The sequence below is a fragment of the Methylobacterium gossipiicola genome, assembly GCF_900113485.1.
GTDB classification, from domain to species: domain Bacteria; phylum Pseudomonadota; class Alphaproteobacteria; order Rhizobiales; family Beijerinckiaceae; genus Methylobacterium; species Methylobacterium gossipiicola.
Genome location: NZ_FOPM01000004.1, coordinates 112,630 through 132,310 on the forward strand (window position 1 = coordinate 112,630; position 19,681 = coordinate 132,310).

General features: G+C 68.5%; 14 protein-coding genes. 6 read left to right on the forward strand and 8 right to left on the reverse strand.

The annotated features are described in order from the left end of the window. Window positions 1-3: 3 nt before the first annotated feature. Window positions 4-408 (reverse strand): ribosomal maturation YjgA family protein, encoded by a 405-nt coding sequence (locus tag BM249_RS04845; protein ID WP_091969511.1) that lies wholly within the window; start codon window positions 406-408, stop codon window positions 4-6. Between the two features lie 98 nt (window positions 409-506). Between BM249_RS04845 and prfB the strand changes: the two genes are divergently transcribed. Further along, window positions 507-1,635, forward strand: a protein-coding gene (gene prfB, locus BM249_RS04855; protein WP_143103685.1) for a peptide chain release factor 2 whose coding sequence is annotated in 2 segments (ribosomal slippage) — window positions 507-575 and window positions 577-1,635 — 1,128 coding nt in all. Because the reading frame shifts where the segments join, the coding sequence is not laid out codon by codon here. A 31-nt stretch (window positions 1,636-1,666) separates the two neighbouring features. On the opposite strand, the gene BM249_RS04860 is transcribed toward prfB, so the two are convergent. Next, window positions 1,667-2,935: a M23 family metallopeptidase gene (locus tag BM249_RS04860; protein WP_091969516.1), complete on the reverse strand. Its 1,269-nt coding sequence runs from the start codon at window positions 2,933-2,935 to the stop codon at window positions 1,667-1,669. 99 nt (window positions 2,936-3,034) lie between these two features. Continuing rightward, complete coding sequence (locus BM249_RS04865; protein WP_091969518.1) at window positions 3,035-3,502, reverse strand: peroxiredoxin; 468 nt, start codon at window positions 3,500-3,502, stop codon at window positions 3,035-3,037. 138 nt (window positions 3,503-3,640) lie between these two features. Here BM249_RS04865 and BM249_RS04870 point away from each other — a divergent pair, with 138 nt between their 5' ends. Continuing rightward, entirely contained in the window at window positions 3,641-7,090 is a 3,450-nt protein-coding gene (locus BM249_RS04870; RefSeq protein ID WP_091969520.1) for a YhdP family protein, read from the forward strand. 26 nt (window positions 7,091-7,116) lie between these two features. Here BM249_RS04870 and tyrS read toward each other — a convergent pair whose 3' ends face one another. Further along, entirely contained in the window at window positions 7,117-8,394 is a 1,278-nt protein-coding gene (gene tyrS, locus BM249_RS04875) for a tyrosine--tRNA ligase (RefSeq protein WP_091969522.1), read from the reverse strand. A gap of 113 nt (window positions 8,395-8,507) precedes the next feature. Between tyrS and BM249_RS04880 the strand changes: the two genes are divergently transcribed. The 3 genes from BM249_RS04880 (at window position 8,508) to ribB (ending at window position 11,995) form a co-directional block, all read left to right on the forward strand. After that, the gene (locus BM249_RS04880; RefSeq protein WP_177232323.1) at window positions 8,508-9,647 is read left to right on the forward strand and encodes an anhydro-N-acetylmuramic acid kinase; all 1,140 of its coding nucleotides are present in this window, start codon (window positions 8,508-8,510) and stop codon (window positions 9,645-9,647) included. 62 nt (window positions 9,648-9,709) lie between these two features. Continuing rightward, window positions 9,710-10,813: a chorismate synthase gene (gene aroC / locus BM249_RS04885; protein ID WP_091969524.1), complete on the forward strand. Its 1,104-nt coding sequence runs from the start codon at window positions 9,710-9,712 to the stop codon at window positions 10,811-10,813. A 105-nt stretch (window positions 10,814-10,918) separates the two neighbouring features. Beyond that, window positions 10,919-11,995, forward strand: coding sequence for a 3,4-dihydroxy-2-butanone-4-phosphate synthase (ribB, locus tag BM249_RS04890; RefSeq protein ID WP_091969724.1), 1,077 nt, complete (start codon window positions 10,919-10,921; stop codon window positions 11,993-11,995). 47 nt (window positions 11,996-12,042) lie between these two features. On the opposite strand, the gene BM249_RS04895 is transcribed toward ribB, so the two are convergent. Next, the gene (locus BM249_RS04895; RefSeq protein ID WP_091969527.1) at window positions 12,043-12,972 is read right to left on the reverse strand and encodes a histone deacetylase family protein; all 930 of its coding nucleotides are present in this window, start codon (window positions 12,970-12,972) and stop codon (window positions 12,043-12,045) included. A 191-nt stretch (window positions 12,973-13,163) separates the two neighbouring features. On the opposite strand from BM249_RS04895, the gene BM249_RS04900 reads away from it, so the two are divergent. Then, window positions 13,164-13,799 (forward strand): L,D-transpeptidase, encoded by a 636-nt coding sequence (locus BM249_RS04900; RefSeq protein ID WP_091969528.1) that lies wholly within the window; start codon window positions 13,164-13,166, stop codon window positions 13,797-13,799. A gap of 66 nt (window positions 13,800-13,865) precedes the next feature. Here BM249_RS04900 and BM249_RS04905 read toward each other — a convergent pair whose 3' ends face one another. From BM249_RS04905 to BM249_RS04915, 3 genes are all read right to left on the reverse strand, one after another. Continuing rightward, complete coding sequence (locus BM249_RS04905) at window positions 13,866-16,100, reverse strand: putative bifunctional diguanylate cyclase/phosphodiesterase (protein ID WP_177232324.1); 2,235 nt, start codon at window positions 16,098-16,100, stop codon at window positions 13,866-13,868. A 369-nt stretch (window positions 16,101-16,469) separates the two neighbouring features. Next, entirely contained in the window at window positions 16,470-17,831 is a 1,362-nt protein-coding gene (locus tag BM249_RS04910; RefSeq protein WP_091969532.1) for an HlyD family type I secretion periplasmic adaptor subunit, read from the reverse strand. Beyond that, window positions 17,828-19,600 carry a type I secretion system permease/ATPase gene (locus tag BM249_RS04915; RefSeq protein WP_091969534.1) on the reverse strand — a complete coding sequence of 591 codons (1,773 nt, stop codon included), beginning with the start codon at window positions 19,598-19,600 and terminating at the stop codon, window positions 17,828-17,830. Before BM249_RS04915 ends, BM249_RS04910 begins: the two co-directional genes overlap by 4 nt. Window positions 19,601-19,681 lie beyond the last annotated feature (81 nt).

The following is a 19,681-nucleotide window of genomic DNA, read 5'->3' on the forward strand; positions in this document are numbered from 1 at the left end:
GGCTCACGCGAGCCGACGTCGCGCCCGAACATCCACGAGGGCCGCCGCCGCGATGCCGGTGGCATAGGCGACGAGATTCCACAGAGAAAAGATCCGCCCGAGCAGGAGCTGGCCCGCCACGGTCAGCCGGAAGGCGTCGAGCCACGGGGCGTGGACGAGGCGAACCAGTTCGACGCTCACCGCCACGAGGATGGCCAGGGCGACGATGCGCCGCCGTGGGCTCAGGAGGAGGGCGGCCACGAGGCCGTAGACCATGGCACCCCATAGGACCGAGCCACCGTACTTCACCACGCCCGGCGGCAGGCCCGTGGGCACGAGCCGCAGGGCCGTTCCAGACATCACGACGACGAGGGTAGCGGCGAGCAAACCCCACCGCTGGCAGAGCGGGGTCGTCCCGGGACGGTTCATGGTTCGGGCTCCCACGCGAACAGGCTCCGGCGTTTACACCGGGCGGGCGGCTCGGTATCACCCCCGCTCACACCTCGCACACGAGTCCGAAACACCAGATGCGCGCCGAGATCGAACAACTCTCGGATGCCGCCAAGCAGTCGATCGGACTGCTGAGGAGGCATCTTTGACTGGGATACCGTCGAAAAACGCCTCGCGGAGCTGAACGCCGCGTCCGAGGACCCGGCCCTGTGGAACGACGCGGAGGCCGCGCAGGCGGTCATGCGCGACCGCACGCAACTCGACGAGGCCGTCACCACCATCAAGCGCCTGACGCAGGAACTCGACGACGCCGCCACACTCATCGAACTCGGCGAGATGGAGGGCGATTCTGATACTATTCTGGAGGGTGAGAACGCGGTCCGCGCCGTCGAGGCCGAAGCCGCACGCCGCCAGATCGAGACCCTCCTGTCGGGCGAGGCCGACGGCTTCGACACCTACCTCGAAGTCCATTCGGGCGCCGGCGGCACCGAGAGCCAGGACTGGGCCAACATGCTCCAACGCATGTATGCCCGCTGGGCCGAGCGGCGGAAGTACAAAGTCGAGATCGTCGAGTGGTCGGACGGTGACGAGGCCGGGATCAAGGGCGCGACGCTCCTGATCAAGGGCCACAACGCCTATGGCTGGCTGAAAACCGAGTCGGGCGTGCACCGCCTGGTACGCATCTCGCCCTACGATTCGAGCGCGCGGCGGCACACGAGCTTCGCCTCCGTATGGGTCTATCCGGTCATCGACGACCGCATCGTCATCGAGATCAAGGAATCCGACTGCCGCATCGACACCTACCGCTCGTCGGGCGCCGGCGGACAGCACGTCAACACCACGGATTCGGCCGTCCGCATCACCCACAATCCGACGGGCATCGTGGTGGCCTGTCAGCAGGAGCGTTCGCAGCACAAGAACCGAGCCACCGCCTGGAACATGCTCCGCGCCCGCCTGTACGAGGCCGAACTGAAGAAGCGGGAGGAGAAAGCCAACGCCGAGGCCGCCGCCAAGACCGATATAGGCTGGGGCCACCAGATCCGCTCCTACGTCCTCCAGCCGTACCAGCTGGTGAAGGATCTGCGGACGGGCACGCAATCGACGGATCCGGACGCCGTTCTCGACGGCGCCCTCGACCCGTTCATGGAAGCGTCCCTGGCCCAGCGCGTCTACGGCGGCGCCGACACGGTCGAGGACATCGACTGAAGGTCCGCCGCCACGGCGGCGTTCGGAAGGCTTAAGGAAGCCCTTCGAACGCCACCGGGCCGAGGGTGGACACGGCGGGGCCGAGGGCACCGACCAGGCGCAGGAACCGCTGCGGATCGACGGCTTCACCGTCGATCCGGGTCTCGTAATGCAGGTGGCTTCCCGTCGAGCGCCCCGTCGAACCGATACGGCCGATCACCGCCCCGGCCGCGACCCATTGGCCGGGACTCACGCCATAGGCGGAGAGGTGGGCATAGCGCGTCGCCAGCCCATGGCCGTGATCGACCTCCACCATGTTGCCGTAGCCACCGCTATATTCGGCGATGGTCACGCGTCCCGCCGCCGTGGCGCGGGCCGGCTCGCCGGTCTCGGCTCTCAGGTCGAGGCCGGTATGCATGGCGTATCCCCGCGTGAACGGATCGACACGCGCCCCGAAGGTGCTCGACACCGACATCGCGCCGGCGACGGGCCGGCGCAGGGGTAGGGTTTCGGCCATACGACGAAGACCGGCAGCTTCCGCGACGGCGCGTTGGGCCTGCGCCGCCGCGAGCCCGAACGGATCGCCGCTCAAGGGCACGAGGGGGCCGCCGAGCCCCGGCTCCGGGCGGCGCTCGAAGCGGGCCGGGTCGAGGCCGATGCGGGCAAACAGGCCGCGCAGACGCTGAACCGCGCGGTCGGCGTTCGCGGCGATGCCCGCGACGGTGCGGGACTGCGCCTCCGCGAGACCATCGAGGCGCTGTTCCAGGCTCGACACGACGATCCCGGTGCGGCGCGCGCTTTCGCGGGCACCCCGAAGGCTCAAGGGCTCGTCCATCGGCTCGGGGGTCGGAAACGGCTTCGCCGCCGTGGCCGGGCGCCGGGGAGCCGCATCGGTGGACGCCTCGTCCCCGCTCGGCATCTCCGGCGGGCGGCGACCGAGGGAATCCGCGGCGAGGGCCGACAGGGTTCCCTGACGGGCTTCGAGGGTCTTCTGGCGCCGGCTCAGGTCGGCCAGTCGCGCGGCGATCTCGTCGCGGGCCGTGGCCTGTTCGAGGGCGGTCCGCTCGAGTTCGAGTTTCAGGGCCGCGATGCGGGCCTCGTAGCCGTACTGCATCGTGCTTTGCTGGGAGACGAACCGGGCCAGGACTTCGTCGTGGAAGACGAGATAGTAGGTGGCTCCGCCCGCCCACACCGTCGAGAGAGCCAGGACCGGTCCGAGCACCCGGACGTCGCAGACAGCCTTGACCAATCGCGTCCGGGTGAGCGCGCCACGGGCCTGGGAGGCAGCCTTTTCGCGTACCTGACGAGCGGTGAAGAGCATCGACGCAAACCTGATCCAATGCCGATCATCTGGCCCGATCAAGGTTAACGAAGCTTCACTGTGGCGGGGAATGCTTGTCCCCACCCCACGACGTGCGGATCAGGTCTGGGCCCGTGCCGCCGCCAGCACGTCCTCGGCGTGGCCCGGCACCTTCACCTTGGGCCAGATCCGGACGATCCGTCCGGTACGGTCGAGGAGCATCGTCGTGCGCTCGACGCCCATGTATTTGCGCCCGTACATGCTCTTCTCGACCCAGACCCCATAGGCCTCGAGCATCGTCTTGCTCTCATCCGACGCGAGGGGGAACGTCAGTTCGTATTTCGCCCTGAACTTGTCGTGGCTCTTCACGGAGTCAGGTGAGACCCCGATCACGATCGTGTCGGCGGCGGAAAAAGCCTCGGTCAGGGCGTTGAACCCCTGCGCTTCGAGGGTACATCCACTGGTGTCGTCCTTCGGGTAGAAATACAAAACGACCTTGCTGCCCACGAGATCCCCGAGGCGGACGGCGTCGCCGCCCGCGCCCGGCAGGTCAAAGTCGGGTGCCTGATCTCCGGTAACGAGGGGCATGATGCCTTCCTTTCGGCCGATTGATGGTGTGCCTGGAACCAACCCCAGGGTCCGGGTCGGATGCCCGCGAAGCCTTTCCTTCACGGACCGCCGCTCGATAGCCCGAGGGTGCGTTCCGATCCAGCGGCTCAAGGATTGATGGTTCAGCACACGGTCACGGATGCGCGGCCGGCCCGCGCGGTCGGACGGCGGCGGCGCTGGCTGATCTGGCCGGCGGCGATCCTCCTGCTCGGGGTCGTGGCGGGCCTCGGCGGATTCGTCTGGCGCCTGTCGAATGGCCCCTTGCACATCGACGGCATGTCGGAACGGGTGGCCTCGGCCATCGCGGGCAGCATCGGGAAGGGCTGGCGCGTGTCCCTGCGCGACAGCGCCCTCGAACTCGACGCCGAACACTCCCTGGCCCTGCGCGTCGCCGGCCTCGACATCTACAATTCGGAAGGCGCCCTCGTGGTGCGGGCGCCGCATGCCGTGGTGAGCCTCGACACTTGGAATCTCGCGCGCCTCTCGGTGCAGCCCCGGGCCATCGAGTTCCGCGACCTGCAGATGACCGCCCTCGTCCACCGGGACGGCAGCATCGCCTTCGCGGCCTCGGACTCGCAGCAATCCGGAGCCGTCCAGCCCCATACCCTTCCGAGCGTCGACGCGGCCCTCGGCAAGGTCTCGCCGATCTCTGCCACGGTGGCGTCGATCTTCGGGGTGGTGCTCGATCCCGCCGGCATCGTCGGGGCCCTCGACCGGGCTCGGATCACCAACGGCCGCCTCACCCTCATCGATGACGACGCCCGCCAGCGCGCCGTGTTCGAGCACGTCAACGGCCTGTTCCGGCGCGATGCCACCCGCAACGCCCGGGTGTTCGAATTGCGCATCGACGGCCCGCACGGTGAATGGCGCTTCGGCGGCGACCTGCAGGAGGCCGGCGGCACCCGTCGCACGGGCATCATTACCCTCGACGACCTGCCGATCACCGACCTCCTGCTCCTGACGGGCCAATCGAAGCTGCCCGTGGAGACAGACCTCAAGCTCTCGGCCAAGGCCGACGTCGCCCTCGATGCCGGGCGCATCGAGGCGATGACCGCCACCATCCGCACGAGCGACGGAAATTTCCTCATTGAGGAGAAGGACTTCAACCCCGTCACCATCGAGAGCGTCGCGGCCCGGGTGAGCTGGGACGAGACGGCCCGCGCCATGAAGCTCGACGCCCTCGATTATCGCGGCGCCGGCAACGTGGCCCACCTGACCGGAGCGTGGATCGCGGGCGCGCCCGATTCCGACGTCAGTTGGACCATGAGTCTCGAAGGGCACGACGCCACCCTGCGGGGAGCGAACGCCCACGACAAGCCCGTGGCCATCGACGCCCTGTCCGCCCATCTCACCGGACGGGCCGGCGGCATCGCCATCGACGATTTCACCCTCCGGGCCGGCCCGGCGAGCGGACGGATCACCGGCACCCTCGGCACCACGGCCGACGATGACGGGCTGACCCTGCATATCACCGCCGCCAACACGGAAGGGCGCATGGCCCTGCGCCTCTGGCCCGAGCACGTGGCCCCGCCGGCCCGCAACTACCTCGTGGACAACCTGCGCGGCGGCCGGGTCGACACCGTCGATATCACCGTGGACATGAGCGGGAGCGAACTGGCCGCCGCGACGCGGGGCGAGCCCATGCCCGACAACGCCGTCCGCATCGCCTTCGCAGTCTCGGATGCGACGCTCGCCGTCTCCGACGATGCGCCGCCCCTGAGCCGTGGCCGTGTCAACGGCGTCATCACCGGCCAGACCACCAGCATCCGGAACGTTACCGCCGATCTGCGCATGGCGGACAACCGCGTTCTGTCGATCAGCGACGGATCGTTCGTAATCCCGAAGATCGCCCCGGACGCCGTGGTGGCGCAGATCGGCCTGCGCCTCGGCGGCGGCGCCGACGCCCTCGTCTCCCTGATGCAGACGAAGATGTTCAAGGGACTCACCGGGGTCGACGTCGATCCGGCGAGCGTCAAGGGGACGACCGACCTGCGGATCGATTTCCCGCTCAACCTCAAGCACATCCCCGATCTGGCCGACCTGCCGGTGACCATTGCGGGAACGCTGACCGACATCGCCGTCGACAAAGCCTTCGGTAAGGAGCGCCTCGAGGCCGGGCGCTTCACGGTGCAGTACGATCGCGGTGCCTTCGCCCTCAAGGGCGACGCCAAGGTGATGGGCTCGCCCCTCACCGTCGATCTGCGCCAGCCCAAGCCCGGCGCGCCCGGCGAGGTCACCGTCAACCTCAGCCTCGACGAAGCCCTGCGGGCCAGGAAGGGGATGCCCGTCGCGCCCCAGCTCAGCGGCTCGATTCCCGTGAAGATCGCCCTGCCCATCGGCCGACCGGGCGGGGGCAAGCCGCCGATCCGGATCGAGGCGGATCTCGCCCGGGCCGGGATCGACGGCCTCGTTCCGGGTTTCGCCAAGACACCCGGCAAACCCGGACGCCTCGCCTTCACCCTGACGGAGAGCGCGGCCGGCGGAGCTTACGACCTGCGCGACATCGCCCTCGATGCCGCCCCCGCCCTGGCGCGGGGCTCGGCGAGCCTCGGGTCCGACGGCCAGGTGGAACGCGTCGACCTATCGAGCCTCAAGCTCTCGCCCGGCGACGACATGCGCCTGCAGCTCGAGCGCGCCGGCAACGGCTACCGCGTCGCCGTCAAGGGCGCCGTGGCCGATGCCCGCCCGATCCTGCGCGGACTCACGGGCCCGGACGGCAAGGGCAAAGCCGAGTCCGCCCCGAAGGACATCGACGCCGACCTGTCGCTGGCCATCCTCACGGGCTTCAACGGCGAGGCCCTGACCAACGCCACCGTCAAGCTCGCCCTGAAGGGCAAGGACGTGCGCTCGGGTCGGATTCAGGGCCGCTTCGGCGGCGCCCCGTTCAACGCGCAGATCGCCCGCGCGGAGGGAGGGCCGACCCTGACGGTGGAGAGCCAGGATGCCGGCGCGACCCTGCGGTTCGCCGACATCTACAAGCGCATGTACGGCGGCAAGCTCATCATGAGCACCGGTCTCAACGACGGGCCGCAGCAGGGCGTCGTGCAGATCCGCAACTTCGTCCTGCGCAACGAGCCGGCCCTGTCGAGCATCATGGCGCAGGGACCGGCGAACACCGAGGTGGTGGATGCCCGTGGCCGCAAGCACATCGTGCAGAACACCGGCAACGACGTGACCTTCGACCGCCTGCGCGCCAATTTCGTCCGCACCGGCGCCCGCGTCGATTTCACCGACGCGGCGATCTCCAACGCCGCCATGGGCTTCACCCTGAACGGCTACCTCGACACGGCCAAGGAGCGGACCGACATCAACGGCACCTTCGTTCCGCTCTACGGCCTGAACAATGTCGTCTCGCAGCTGCCCCTCCTCGGGCAGCTCCTCGGCGGCGGCCACAACGAGGGGCTGTTCGCCCTCAACTTCCGCGTCGCCGGGCGCCTGTCGAAGCCCGATGTCAGCGTCAATCCGCTCTCGGCCCTCGCCCCCGGAATCCTGCGCAAGCTCTTCAGCGCGGGTGGGGGCAACGACGGCCTCGCGGGGGCCTCGCCCCTGGGCGAGACCGAGCGGTAGGGGCGGCCCCGGCGAACCGGTCTGCCTCAGCCGACCTTGAGCAGCACGTGCTTCTTGCGTCCGAACGAGAGCTTGATCACCCCGTCGGCCGTCATGTCGCTGCTACGCAGCACGGCGCGCTCGTCGGTGAGCGCCACGTCGTTGACCTTGAGGCCGCCGCCCTTGATCTGTCGGCGAGCCTCGCTCGTGGAGGGAACGAGCTTGGCGTATTCGGGGCCGAAGGCCGAGAGCACGCCCAACCCCGCATCGAGCAATGCGGCCGACACCAGGACGGTGGGCAGATCCTGCGCGACGCTGCCCTCGACGAAGGTCTTTCGCGCCGTCTCGGCGGCGTTGTCCGCCGCCTCGCGTCCATGCATCAGGGCCGTGGCCTCGTTGGCGAGCACCTTCTTGGCCTCATTGATTTCGGCGCCCTGGAGCGCCGACAGCCGGGCGATCTCGTCCATGGGCAGCAGGGTGAACAGCTTGAGGAAGCGGCCGATATCGGCGTCCTCCGTGTTGCGCCAGAACTGCCAGTAATCGTACGGCGACAGCATGCCGGCATCGAGCCAGACGGCGCCGGCCGCCGTCTTGCCCATCTTGGCGCCCGACGCCGTGGTCAAGAGCGGGCAGGTGAGGCCGTAGAGCTGGGGCGTACCCATGCGCCGGCCGAGATCGATGCCGTTGACGATGTTACCCCACTGATCCGAGCCGCCCATCTGCATGGTGCAGCCGTAGCGCCTGTTCAGCTCCACGAAGTCGTAGGATTGCAGGATCATGTAGTTGAATTCGAGGAACGACAGTTCCTGGTCGCGCTCCAACCGCATCCGGACACTGTCCATGGACATCATGCGGTTGACCGAAAAGTGCCGACCGATGTCGCGCAACATCTCGATGTAATTGAGCTTGGTGAGCCACTCGGCGTTGTCGACCATGGTGGCGGCGTTGCCGACACCCTCGAACTTGAGGAACCGCGCGAAGGTCTTCTGGATGCCGAGCTTGTTCTCCTCGATCTGCTCCAGGGTGAGGATCTTGCGGGATTCGTCGCGGCCCGAGGGGTCGCCGACACGGGTGGTGCCGCCGCCCATGAGGGTGATGGGCGTGCCCCCCGTGGCCTGGAGCCAGTGCAGCATCATGATCGACAAGAGGTGGCCGACATGCAGCGAGGCCGCCGTGCAATCGTAGCCGACATAGGTCGTGAGCCGCCCCTCCAGCGCCGCCGCATCGATGCCGGCGAGATCCGAGCCCTGGTGGATGAAGCCGCGCTCGGTCAGGACCCGGAGGAAATCGGATTTCGGGATGAAGGCGTCGGACGCGGTGGACATGGTCGGTTCCGGTATCAGAGGGGCGCGGAGGCGGGACACGGTGCGGAGTGGCGTGATAGCACCGCGCATCATTGCGCCGGCTCTTAGCAGGGCTGACCGAGGAAGGCACGACCATGACGATGATGCGGGCGATCGGGCTCATGAGCGGCACCTCCCTCGACGGCGTCGATGTCGCCCTCATCGAGACGGACGGGGAGGAGGTTCGGGTGGTGCGCAGCCCGAACGGCTATCTCGAACCCCTCGGGCCCACGGGCTATCGCGGCTATACCGACGAGGACCGCGATCTGCTCCGCCGGGCGCTGGTGGATTCCGAGGGCGTCACCGCACGCGAGGACAGGCCGGGCTGCCTGCCGGAGGCGGAAGCCTTCGTCACGGCGGCCCATGCCGAGGCGGTCGAAGGCTTCCTGTCCGACAACGGTCTCACGCCCGCCGACATCGACGTCATCGGCTTCCACGGCCAGACCGTGGTGCACCGGCCCGATCAGCGCATGAGCGTCCAGATCGGTGATGGCGCGGCCCTGAGCCGCCGCCTCGGGATTCCCGTGGTCTCGGATCTGCGCCACGCCGACGTCCTGGCGGGCGGGCAGGGCGCCCCCCTGGTGCCGGTCTTCCATCAGGCCCTGGCGCGCGCCTCGGGCTTCGAGGGGGCGCTGGGCATCCTCAACATCGGAGGGGTCGCCAACGCCACCCTCATCGCGGCGAACGGCGAGGTCATCGCCTTCGACACGGGACCGGGCAACGCCCTCATCGACGACTGGATGCGCGAGCGCACGGGCCGGCCCCTCGACGATGGCGGCCGCACCGCCGCGCGGGGACGCCCGGACGAACCCCTGCTCGCCTGGCTCCTCATCCACCCGTTCTTCGCGCGCCGGCCGCCGAAATCCCTCGACCGCAATTGGTTCTCGCATAAGCTCGCCGGCCAGCTCTCCACGGAGGACGGCGCGGCGACGCTCACGGCCTTCACGGCGCGGGCCGTGGCGCGGGCCCTCGACCACGCCCCCGAGATCCCGACCCGCTGGATCGTGGCGGGCGGCGGCGCGCGCAACGGCGAACTCGTGCGCCTGCTGAACTACCACCTGCGCGCCGAGATCACGACGGCCGACGCCATCGGGTGGTCTTCGGCCTACCTGGAAGCCCAGGCTTTCGCGCACCTCGCCGTGCGGTCCCTGAAGGGCCTGCCCATCACCTTCCCGTCGACCACGGGCGTGCGCGAGGCGATGACCGGCGGCGTGCTGGCCCGGCCGGACGATTGACCGGCCCCATCGGGCCATCGGCATTTGTGACTCGCGAAAACCCGCGCTAGAGCGAAGGCACCATGTCCCACAACACCTTCGGTCATCTCTTCCGCGTCACCACCTTCGGCGAAAGCCACGGGGTCGCCCTCGGCTGCGTCGTCGATGGCTGCCCTCCCGGCATTCCCGTCACGGCGGCCGACATCCAGGCGGAACTGGACAGAAGGAAGCCCGGCCAGTCGCGCTTCACCACCCAGCGGCGCGAACCGGATCAGGTCCGCATCCTTTCGGGCGTGTTCTCGGACGACCGCACGGGCGACCGCCAACTCACCACCGGCACGCCCATCGCCCTCGAGATCGAGAATACCGACCAGCGCTCGAAGGATTATTCGGAGATCCGCGACAGCTACCGTCCGGGCCATGCCGACTACGCCTACGACGCCAAATACGGCATCCGGGATTATCGCGGCGGCGGGCGCTCCTCGGCGCGCGAGACCGCCGCCCGAGTGGCGGCCGGCGCCATCGCCCGCCGGGTCCTGCCGGAGGGCGTGACCATCCGGGCCGCCCTGGTGCAGATGGGGCCGCATGCCGTCGATCGGTCGCGTTGGGATTGGGATGAGGTCGCCAACAATCCGTTCTTCTGCCCCGACGCCACGATGGCTGCGTTCTACGAGACCTATCTCGACGGGATCCGAAAGGACGGTTCGTCCATCGGCGCGGTGATTGAAGTGGTGGCGGACGGCGTGCCGCCAGGGCTCGGCGCCCCCATCTACGGCAAGCTCGACGCGGATCTCGCCGCCGCGATGATGTCCATCAATGCCGTGAAGGGCGTCGAGATCGGCGACGGCTTCGCGTCGGCGGCGCTCCGCGGCGAGGACAATGCCGACGAGATGCGCTCGGGCAATGCCGGCGCCCCGACCTTCCTCGCCAACCACGCGGGCGGGGTGCTGGGCGGCATCTCCACGGGCCAGCCCATCGTCTGTCGCTTCGCCGTGAAGCCGACCTCGTCGATCCTGACGCCGCGCATGAGCGTGACCCGCGACAACCGCGACGTCAATCTCGTCACACGAGGCCGCCACGACCCCTGCGTCGGCATCCGCGCCGTGCCCGTCGCCGAGGCCATGATGGCGTGCGTCCTCGCCGATCACTATCTGCGCCACCGGGGGCAGGTGGGCGAACGAGGCTGAAGCATCGTCCCGAAAGGCGGTTTCCGACTTTCGGGCAAAGAGGGTGCGAAACAACAGACCGCCGCGTCGCCCGCCATCCGCTCCGCAAGGCTTGAGAGAATGCCCGTGCCCCATACCCACGTCGTCCAGGCCATCGAAGCCTATGCCCGCGGCGAGATCGTCGTCGTCACCGACGACGACGATCGCGAGAACGAAGGCGATCTCGTCGTCGCGGCCTCCCTGTGCACGCCGGAGAAGATGGCGTTCATCATCCGCAACACCTGCGGCATCGTCTGCGCGCCCGTGACCCGCGCCGACGCCCGGCGCCTGCGCCTCGACCCCATGGTGGCCGCCAACGACGCGCCCCTGGGCACCGCCTTCACGGTGACGGTGGACGTGAAACACGGCCTCACCACCGGCATCTCGGCGGAGCAGCGCTGCAACACCGTGCGGGCGCTCGCCAACGGCAACATGGGCGAAACGGATTTCGTCCGTCCCGGCCACGTGTTTCCGCTCATCGCCAAGGATGGCGGCGTGCTGATGCGCTCGGGTCATACGGAGGCCGCCGTCGATCTGTGCAAGCTCGCCGGCCTGCCGCCGGTCGGCGTCATCTGCGAACTCGCCAATGACGACGGCACCGTGATGAAGGGGCCGCAGATCACGGCGTTCGCCGAGCAGCACAACCTCAAGCGCGTCTCGGTGGCCGACCTCATCGCCTTCCGCCAATCCCGCGAGAAGCTCGTCGAGCGGGTCGGAACCTTCCCGGTCCAGGCCGAGACGGGGGCGATGACCGGCTACGCCTACACCACCCCGTTCGAGACCGTGCAGCAATTCGCCTTCGTGTACGGCGATATCGGCGACGGACAGAACGTGCTGGTGCGCCTGCACCGCTCCAACGTCGTCGCCGACGTCATCGAGGGTGGCAAGCAGATCGAAACGGTGATGCGCCGCTTCGCCCAGGAGGGCCGGGGCATCCTCGTCTACCTGCGCGACGGGACCGCGGGCGTCCCTCTCCAGTCCTATGTCGAGGAGGGCGCGGAGGCCCAGCGCGTTCAGGCTTGGCGCGAAGTCGGCCTCGGCGCCCAGATCCTGCGCGACCTCGGCGTCGTGTCGATCCGCAACCTCGCGACCCAGTCGCGGGCCTATGTCGGCCTCTCGGGCTTCGGAATCGAGTTTCTGGGCGACGAGCGGCTCGAAGGCTGACGGGAATGGGGCCGTACGCGGCCCCGTCCCTCACCGAATTCGCGGACTCACCGCCCCATCAACCCGTCCATATGGGCGGCGACGGACAGCCCAAGTCCCTTGAGGCTGTAGCCGCCCTCCAGCACCGATACGACGCGCCCGCCCGCGTGCTTGTCGGCCACCTCCATCACCCGCCGCGTGGCCCAGCCGAAATCCGCCTCGTCGAGCTGGAGATGCGCCAGGGGATCGAGGCGGTGGGCATCGAAGCCGGCCGAGATCACGATGAGGTCGGGCGCGAAGGCGTCGAGCCGGCGCAGGATGCCGGCCTCGAACACCTCGCGGAACCGCTCGCCGCCGTCGCCGGCCCGCAAGGGGACGTTGACGATGGTGTCGTGGTTGCCGCGCTCCGACGCCGACCCGGTGCCGGGATAGAGCGGCATCTCGTGAGTCGAGGCGTAGAGCACGTTCGCATCGTCCCAGAAGATGTCCTGCGAGCCGTTGCCGTGATGGACGTCCCAATCGATCAGGGCGACGCGGGTGGCGCCGTGGGCTTGCCGGGCATGGCGGGCCGCGATGGCGGCGTGGTTGAACACACAGAACCCCATGGCCTGCATCCGCTCGGCGTGGTGACCCGGCGGCCGCATGGCCACGAAGGCGTTGCGGCACTCCCCCTTCATCACCGCATCGACGGCGTGGACGGCACCGCCGACGCCGCGCAGGGCCGCCTCGATGGTCCCGGGCGACAGGAGCGTGTCCCCATCGATCTGGACGAAGCCCTCGCGGGGCGCCGCCTCGATGAGGCCTTGCACGTAGGGCACGGGATGGACCAGGGTCGGAACCGTGGGGTCGGCGAGGGGCGCGAGCCCGCGCACGAGCCCGGCGAACCGCTCGTCCTCGAGAACCCGCTCGACGGCCCGGATGCGGTCCGGACATTCGGGGTGACCCGTCGGCATGGCGTGGTCGAGGGCGGACGAATGGCTCACGTACAGCGTCGTCATCGCAATCCTCCCAAATCGCTGCTCGCCGTGATCGTTGCGTCGAGGCAACAAGCGATGCAAATGCGCCACGCCACGGCGCGATACCCTACGCCGGGATGCGCGCTCGGGTTAGGTTACGCAAGACCTCGACGAACAACTTTGTATTCAGACCGCGCGTCGGCTTCGCTGCGGTGATCCCATAGGCCCATCCCATGCGTGTCCTGCTCGTCGTCGCCCTCGTGGCTGCGCTGCCCCTCGCTGCCTGCAACACGCAGACGGCCAGCGTCGCCCCCCCGGCGGTGACGCAGACGGCGCTCGCCGCCACGCCCGCCGCCCTCACGGGGGAGGCGCGCGACAAGGAATGGATGAAGCTCGCGCCGAATGCCGTCGTCGATCCGAAGATCGCCCGGACGATCATTGATTACCCGACCCGTGAAGCCCCCGGCACCGTCATCGTGGTGACCAAGGAACGGCGCCTCTACTTCGTGCTGCCGGACGGCAAGGCCATCCGCTATCCCGTCGCCGTCGGCCATGCGGGCATGGCCTGGGCCGGCACGGCGGAAGTGGATCGCAAGGGCGAATGGCCCGATTGGAATCCCCCGCCCGAGATGCTGGCACGGCGCCCCGACCTGCCCAAGCGACTCGAAGGCGGCCCGACGAGCCCCATCGGCGCGCGCGCCCTCTACCTCGCCGAGGGCAAGAAGGACACGCTATTCCGTATCCACGGCACCAACGAGCCGGAGAAGATCGGCCAGGCCGTGTCCTCGGGCTGCATCCGGATGCTCAACGCCGACGTGATCGATCTCTACGACCGCGTTCCCATCGGCTCCAAGGTCGTGGTGCGCTGACGGGCCGCGCGAACGCGGGATGCCTATCGGCGCTCGAACGGCGCGCTCATTCGGCGAAAGTCCAGATCAGGCGGCGAGCCGCAACCGTCCGCTCTCGATCAGCGGAACGATGGCCTCCGCCGGGAGGGGCGGATCGAACAGGAACCCCTGAACATCGGTACAGCCGGCCGTGCGCACGAAGGCGAGGTGCTCCTCGGTCTCGACGCCCTCCGCGATGACGCGGGCGCCGAAACTCGTACCGAGGGCCACGATGGCGCGGGTGATGGCCACGGTCTTCGGGTTTTCCGATCCGGCGACAAAGGAGCGGTCGATCTTGATGGTGTCGAAACTGAATTGGTGGAGATAGCTCAGGCTCGAATAGCCGGTTCCGAAATCGTCCAGGGCGATGCGGACGCCGAGGCTCCGCAGACGCTCCATGGTGCGGCACACCGTATCGGACTTCTGCATCAGCATCGTCTCGGTGATCTCGAGTTCGAGGCGATGCGGGGCCAATCCCGAGGTCGCCAAGGCGTGACGAACCGTTTCCTCCATGCTGATCTGTTGAAATTGGATCGCCGAGACGTTGACGGCGATCCTGAGAGGCTCGGGCCAGGCGGCGGCCTCGCGGCAGGCCTCCTTCAACACCCAGGCGCCCAGGGGAACGATAAGCCCGCTCTCCTCCGCCAGGGGGATGAATGCGCTCGGTGAGAGTTCCCCCTTGCACGGATGCCGCCACCGCACGAGGGCCTCGAACCCGGCGATGCCGCCCGTCGCCAGATCGATGATCGGCTGATAGTTGAGCAGAAAATCGCCCCGCTTCATCGCGCCCTTCATCTCCGCCACCAGGAGACCGCTCGACTCCGCCGCCGCGTCGGCCTCCGAATCGCCGAGCCGATAAGTGTTCCGCCCGGCGGCCTTGGCCCGGTAGAGGGCGGCATCGGACCGCTTGACGAGGGCGAGGGCATCCAGGGCACCGCCGCCCGCGATGGCGATGCCGATGCTCGCCCCGACCTTCATGGGATGCCCACCGAAGGCGATGGGCCGGTTGATCGCCTCGATCATCCGCCGGGCAAGGCAGGCGGCGTCCTCCGCGTTGTCGATGCGCCCGAGAATGACGGCGAATTCGTCGCCACCGAGGCGCGCCACCGTGTCGGTCTCGCGCACCACGGCGAGCAGGCGGGCCGCGACGACCTGGAGCAGGTGATCGCCCGCCGGGTGGCCGAGACTGTCGTTGATCTGTTTGAAGCGGTCGAGGTCGCAGGTGAGCACCGCGACGCCGGTGTCGGTCTCGCCCGCGACGCGGATTTCCGCCGCGAGGCGCTCCCAAAACAGCGTCCGGTTGGGCAGGTCGGTGAGGGGATCGTGGAGGGCGAGGTGCGCGATGCGACGCTCGTCGGCTTTGCGGGCGGTGATGTCCCGAAGCGACGTGACGTATCCGGCCGGCTCTCCCGTCGCCGGATCGCGCGCGAGGCTCTGGCACACGTCCATGAAGACCCAGCTTCCATCCTTGCGGCGGTAGCGCTGGCAGGTGGAAGCCTGTTCGATTCGCCCGTCCGTGAGATCGTCGAGGACGCGGGCGAACACCTCGACATCGTCGGGGTGCACGAAATCGAGGGGTTTGGTGCCGACGAGTTCGTCGGGCCCGAAGCCGAGCACGGTCTGGATGGATGGCGAGACGTACAGGCGGGTCGTATCCAGGCCGGACCAGATGATCACGTCGGTGGTGGTCTCGGCGAGGAGGCGGAAGCGCTGCTCGCTTTCCCGCAGCGCTTCTTCCGTCACCCGGCGCCGGGTCGCATCCGTCTCGATGGCGATCCGGGCCTCATGGAGGCGCAGATGGGCCTGGACGATGAGGCCGAGATCCCCGAGCTGTCGCCTTTGCGCGTCCGTGAAGTCGGGCCGGGGCGCCCGATCCATGATGCAGAAGGTGCCGAGGTTGAGGCCGGATTCGAGGGCGAGGGGAATGCCGGCGTAGAAGCGCGCATGCGGCGGGCCGAGGACCAGGGGGCTCGTCGCCGAACGCGGATCGACCGCGAGGTCGAGAATCACCAGAGGGGTGTCGACCGCGCCCTGGATCGTGAGATCGCAGAACGTGCCCTTCCGGTCGATGCCGACCTCCTCGACCCCGCAGCGAGCCTTGAACCAGACGCGGGCCTCGTCGACGAGGAGCACGAGGGCCATGGGGATTTCGAACAGGTCAGCGGCGAGCCGGCAGACGGCATCGAGATGCGGTTCGGGCGAGGATTCGAGGATGCACAGGCGCCGGAGGGCCGCCAGCCTGTCCTGTTCACGGGCGAGGGGGTCACCGATGGTCTGAACCATGGGAAGCAGGTCCTGTCCTGTCGAGCCCGCGGCGGATACACGGCCTGGATGCGAGCCAGCGTTACAAGTGAGTCCGTCAGAGAACCACTGATAAACCCGCAAGAATATACGTCTCAGAATTAATTTTTCGAGATTACTGCCCATCTATGACCGAATATCAGCCAATTTCAAACACGACAAAGATTGAACATACCTCGCGCGACAGACCATCACATGCTGCAATCAGCAGTCGAAAAAAGCACTCTCCGCCCGTCCAATCGGGGAAAAAGCGGCTCTCGAATACGAGTTTGATGCGTGATCGCCCGCGTTCCTGTAGGAATGGATTCGGCTTCGACGGATGTTCGGTGCGGGCGTGACATCCGGGCGTGCTCAGCGTTCACGCCAAGCCTTGGCGATCTGATCGGCGAGGGGTTTGACGAGGTACGAGAGCACCGAACGCTCACCCGTTTGAAGATAGGCTTCCACCGGCATGCCCGGCACCAGCCGCCCCCTGCCGGAGGGAGACTGCCCCTGCCCCCCCCGAGTCAGACGATCCCGCTGTTCCTCGGACACATGAATTCGCGCCACGTAATAGCTCAGGCCGGTCTTGACGTCCTGACTCACATCCGCCGCGATCCGCGTGACGCGGCCCTCGATCTCGGGGGTCGTCCGCTGGTTGAAGGCGGGGAATCGTAGCACCGCCTTCTGATCGATGTGAACGTTGTCGATCTCCTGCGGCTGGATCCGCACTTCGACCGCGAGGGTGTCGGCATCGGGCACGATGAGCATGGCGGGCTCGCTCGGAACCACGAGGCCGCCGATGGTGTGCACGGTCATCTGGTGCACCACGCCGTCCTGCGGCGCCCGCAGATCCGTGCGCTTGAGCTGGTCCAGGGCGGCGACGCGCTTCTCGCCAAGTTCCGACCAGCGACCCCGGATATCGGCGAGTTCCTTGCCGACCTCGCCGCGCATATCCTGATCGATCTGCAGGATCTGCAACTCCGTTTCGGTGATCTTGCCGCGCGCCTGAGCCTGCGCGGCGACGAGTTGCCCGCGCTCGCCCCGCAGCCGGGCGGCGTCGCGTTCGAGGGCCGTGACCCGCGAGACCGAGACGAGGTTCTTGGCCCATAGCTCGCGGACGCCCGTCAGTTCCTCGCCGATGAGGGCGATCTCCCGCGCCTTGGCCGCCGCCTGCTCCGTGAGCCCGGCGATCTCCTCGCGGATCTGCAGGATGCGCTGGGCGAGTTGCGCCTTCTGGCCCTCCCGCCCGGATCGGCGCGTCGCGAATAGGCGCGTCTCCCCGTCGAGGAGATGCGCGACCACGGGATCGGCCTTGGCCCGGCCGGCAAGCTCGGCGGGAAACGCGATGACGGCGGCGCCGTCGCGCTCGGATTCGTTCCGGGCGCGACGGGCGCTCAACTCGTCCATGGCCTTCAGGACGATGTCGAGGTTGGCGCGGATCTGGGTCTCGTCGAGGGTGATGAGGATGTCGCCGGCGGCGACGCGCGATCCCTCGCGGACCCGGATGGCGCCGACGACGCCGCCCGTGGGGTGCTGCACCTTCTTCACATCGCTCTCGACGACGAGTTGGCCCGACGCCATCACGGCCCCGTGGATCGGCGTGAAGGTGGCCCAGCCGCCGATGCCGAAAACGAGGACGGCGATGATGGCGGAGACCCCGAACAGGTGGACGCCGATGGAACGATCCGGATCGAACGGCCGGGCGGGGGCGGAGATGGGGACGGTGTTCATGCGCGAACCTTCAGGTTGGGGGTCTTCTGCTTCGGCTTCTGCGGGGTCCGTGCGTCCGCCACCTCGGCGCGCGGCGCCGGCACGGCGGTGGGGCGCATCATCTGCTTCATGATCTCGTCCTTCGGCCCGAAGGCCCGGGCCCGCCCCTCCTCGAGCACGAGGAGGAGATCGACGGCGGCCAGGGCGCTCGGGCGATGGGCGACGCAGACGACGATGCCGCCGCGCGCCCGGACGCTGAGCATGGCCCGGGTGAGGGCGAGTTCGCCCGGTTCGTCGAGATTCGCGTTGGGCTCGTCGAGGACGACGAGGAACGGATTGCCGTAGAGGGCCCGCGCCAGGCCGATGCGTTGGCGCTGCCCCGCCGACAGGCTGGCGCCCCCGGGTCCGATGAGGGTCTCGTACCCGTCCGGCATCCGCAGGATGAGGTCGTGCACGTCGGCCGTGCGGGCGGCGGCGATCACCGCCTCGGCGTCGGGGGCGGGGGACAGCCGGGCGATGTTCGACGCGATGGTGCCGGCGAACAGATCGGCCTCCTGGGGCAGATAGCCGATGTGCCGGCCGAGGGTCTCCGCCGACCATTGGTCGAGGGTGGCGCCGTCGAGGCGGACCGATCCACGCGCCGGGGCCCAGACGCCGACCAGGGCGCGGGCGAGGCTCGACTTGCCCGACGCGCTCGGCCCGATGATGCCGACGCCTTGTCCGGCCTTGAGCCCGAAGGTCATGTCGGACACCACCACCCGCTGGGTTCCGGGCGGCACCAGGCAGGCTTGCTCGACGGTGAGGGCCACGCGGGGCGGGGGCAACGCGAGGGTGTCCGTCTCGGCCGGAAAGCGCGCCAGGATCTCGTTGAGCCGAGCCCAGCCCTGCTGGGCCGCGACGAACCCTCGCCAATGGGCGATGGCGAGTTCGGCCGGGGCGAGGGCCCGCGAGACGAGGATCGACGAGGCGATGATGATGCCGCCCGTGGCCTGCCCCTGGATCACCAGATAAGCGCCCAGCGCCAGGACGCCCGATTGCAGGATCATGCGAAATACCTTCGAGACGGCGCCGAACCCTCCGGCGATGTCGGCGACCCGGCGCTGGCGCGCGAGGTAGGCTCGGCTCTCTTCGCCCCAGACGCGGGCGAGATTCGCCTGCATGCCCATGGCGTGCAGCACCTCGGCATTGTGGCGCCCGGCATCCGACAGCTCGTTGCGGCGCGCGCCGTGCCGCGTCGCCTCGCCCTGGGGCCGCCGGGTGAGGCGGTCCGTCAGGAGGGCCAGGACCGCGAGGACGATGGCGCCCAAGAGGGCCGAGACACCGATGAGCGGGTGGAACAGGAAGCAAACGCCCAAATAGACGGGTAGCCACGGCAAGTCGAAAAATGCCGTAGGTCCGAGACCGGAAAGGAAGTTTCGGATCTGATCGAGGTCCCGCAGGGGGAGAAGCCCGTCGCCCCCGGCCGGCGATTTCAGGGGGTAGCGTACGACGGCGTCGAAGACCCGCGGCGCGACTCGTTCGTCGAGGGAACAGCCGATGCGGGCGAGCACCCGCGACCGGATGATCTCGATGACGCCCTGGAAGAGGAAGAGCGCCAGGGCGAGGCCCCCGAGGCCGATGAGGGTCGGGATGGAGCGCGCCGGGATCACCCGGTCGTAGACTTCCAACATGAAGAACGAGCCCGTGAGGGTGAGGACGTTCACGACGCCGCTCATGACGGCGACCCCGAGGAACGCCCGTTGGCACCGCGCGAGGGCCGCCTTCAGTTCCGACTTCCGATCCACTCGCATAAAGACTCGCCTCCAGACGGGACAACCGAGACTCAAAGGCGATAATTTTCGCCTAAAGTTTGCGGCGTCGATGCGAATAAT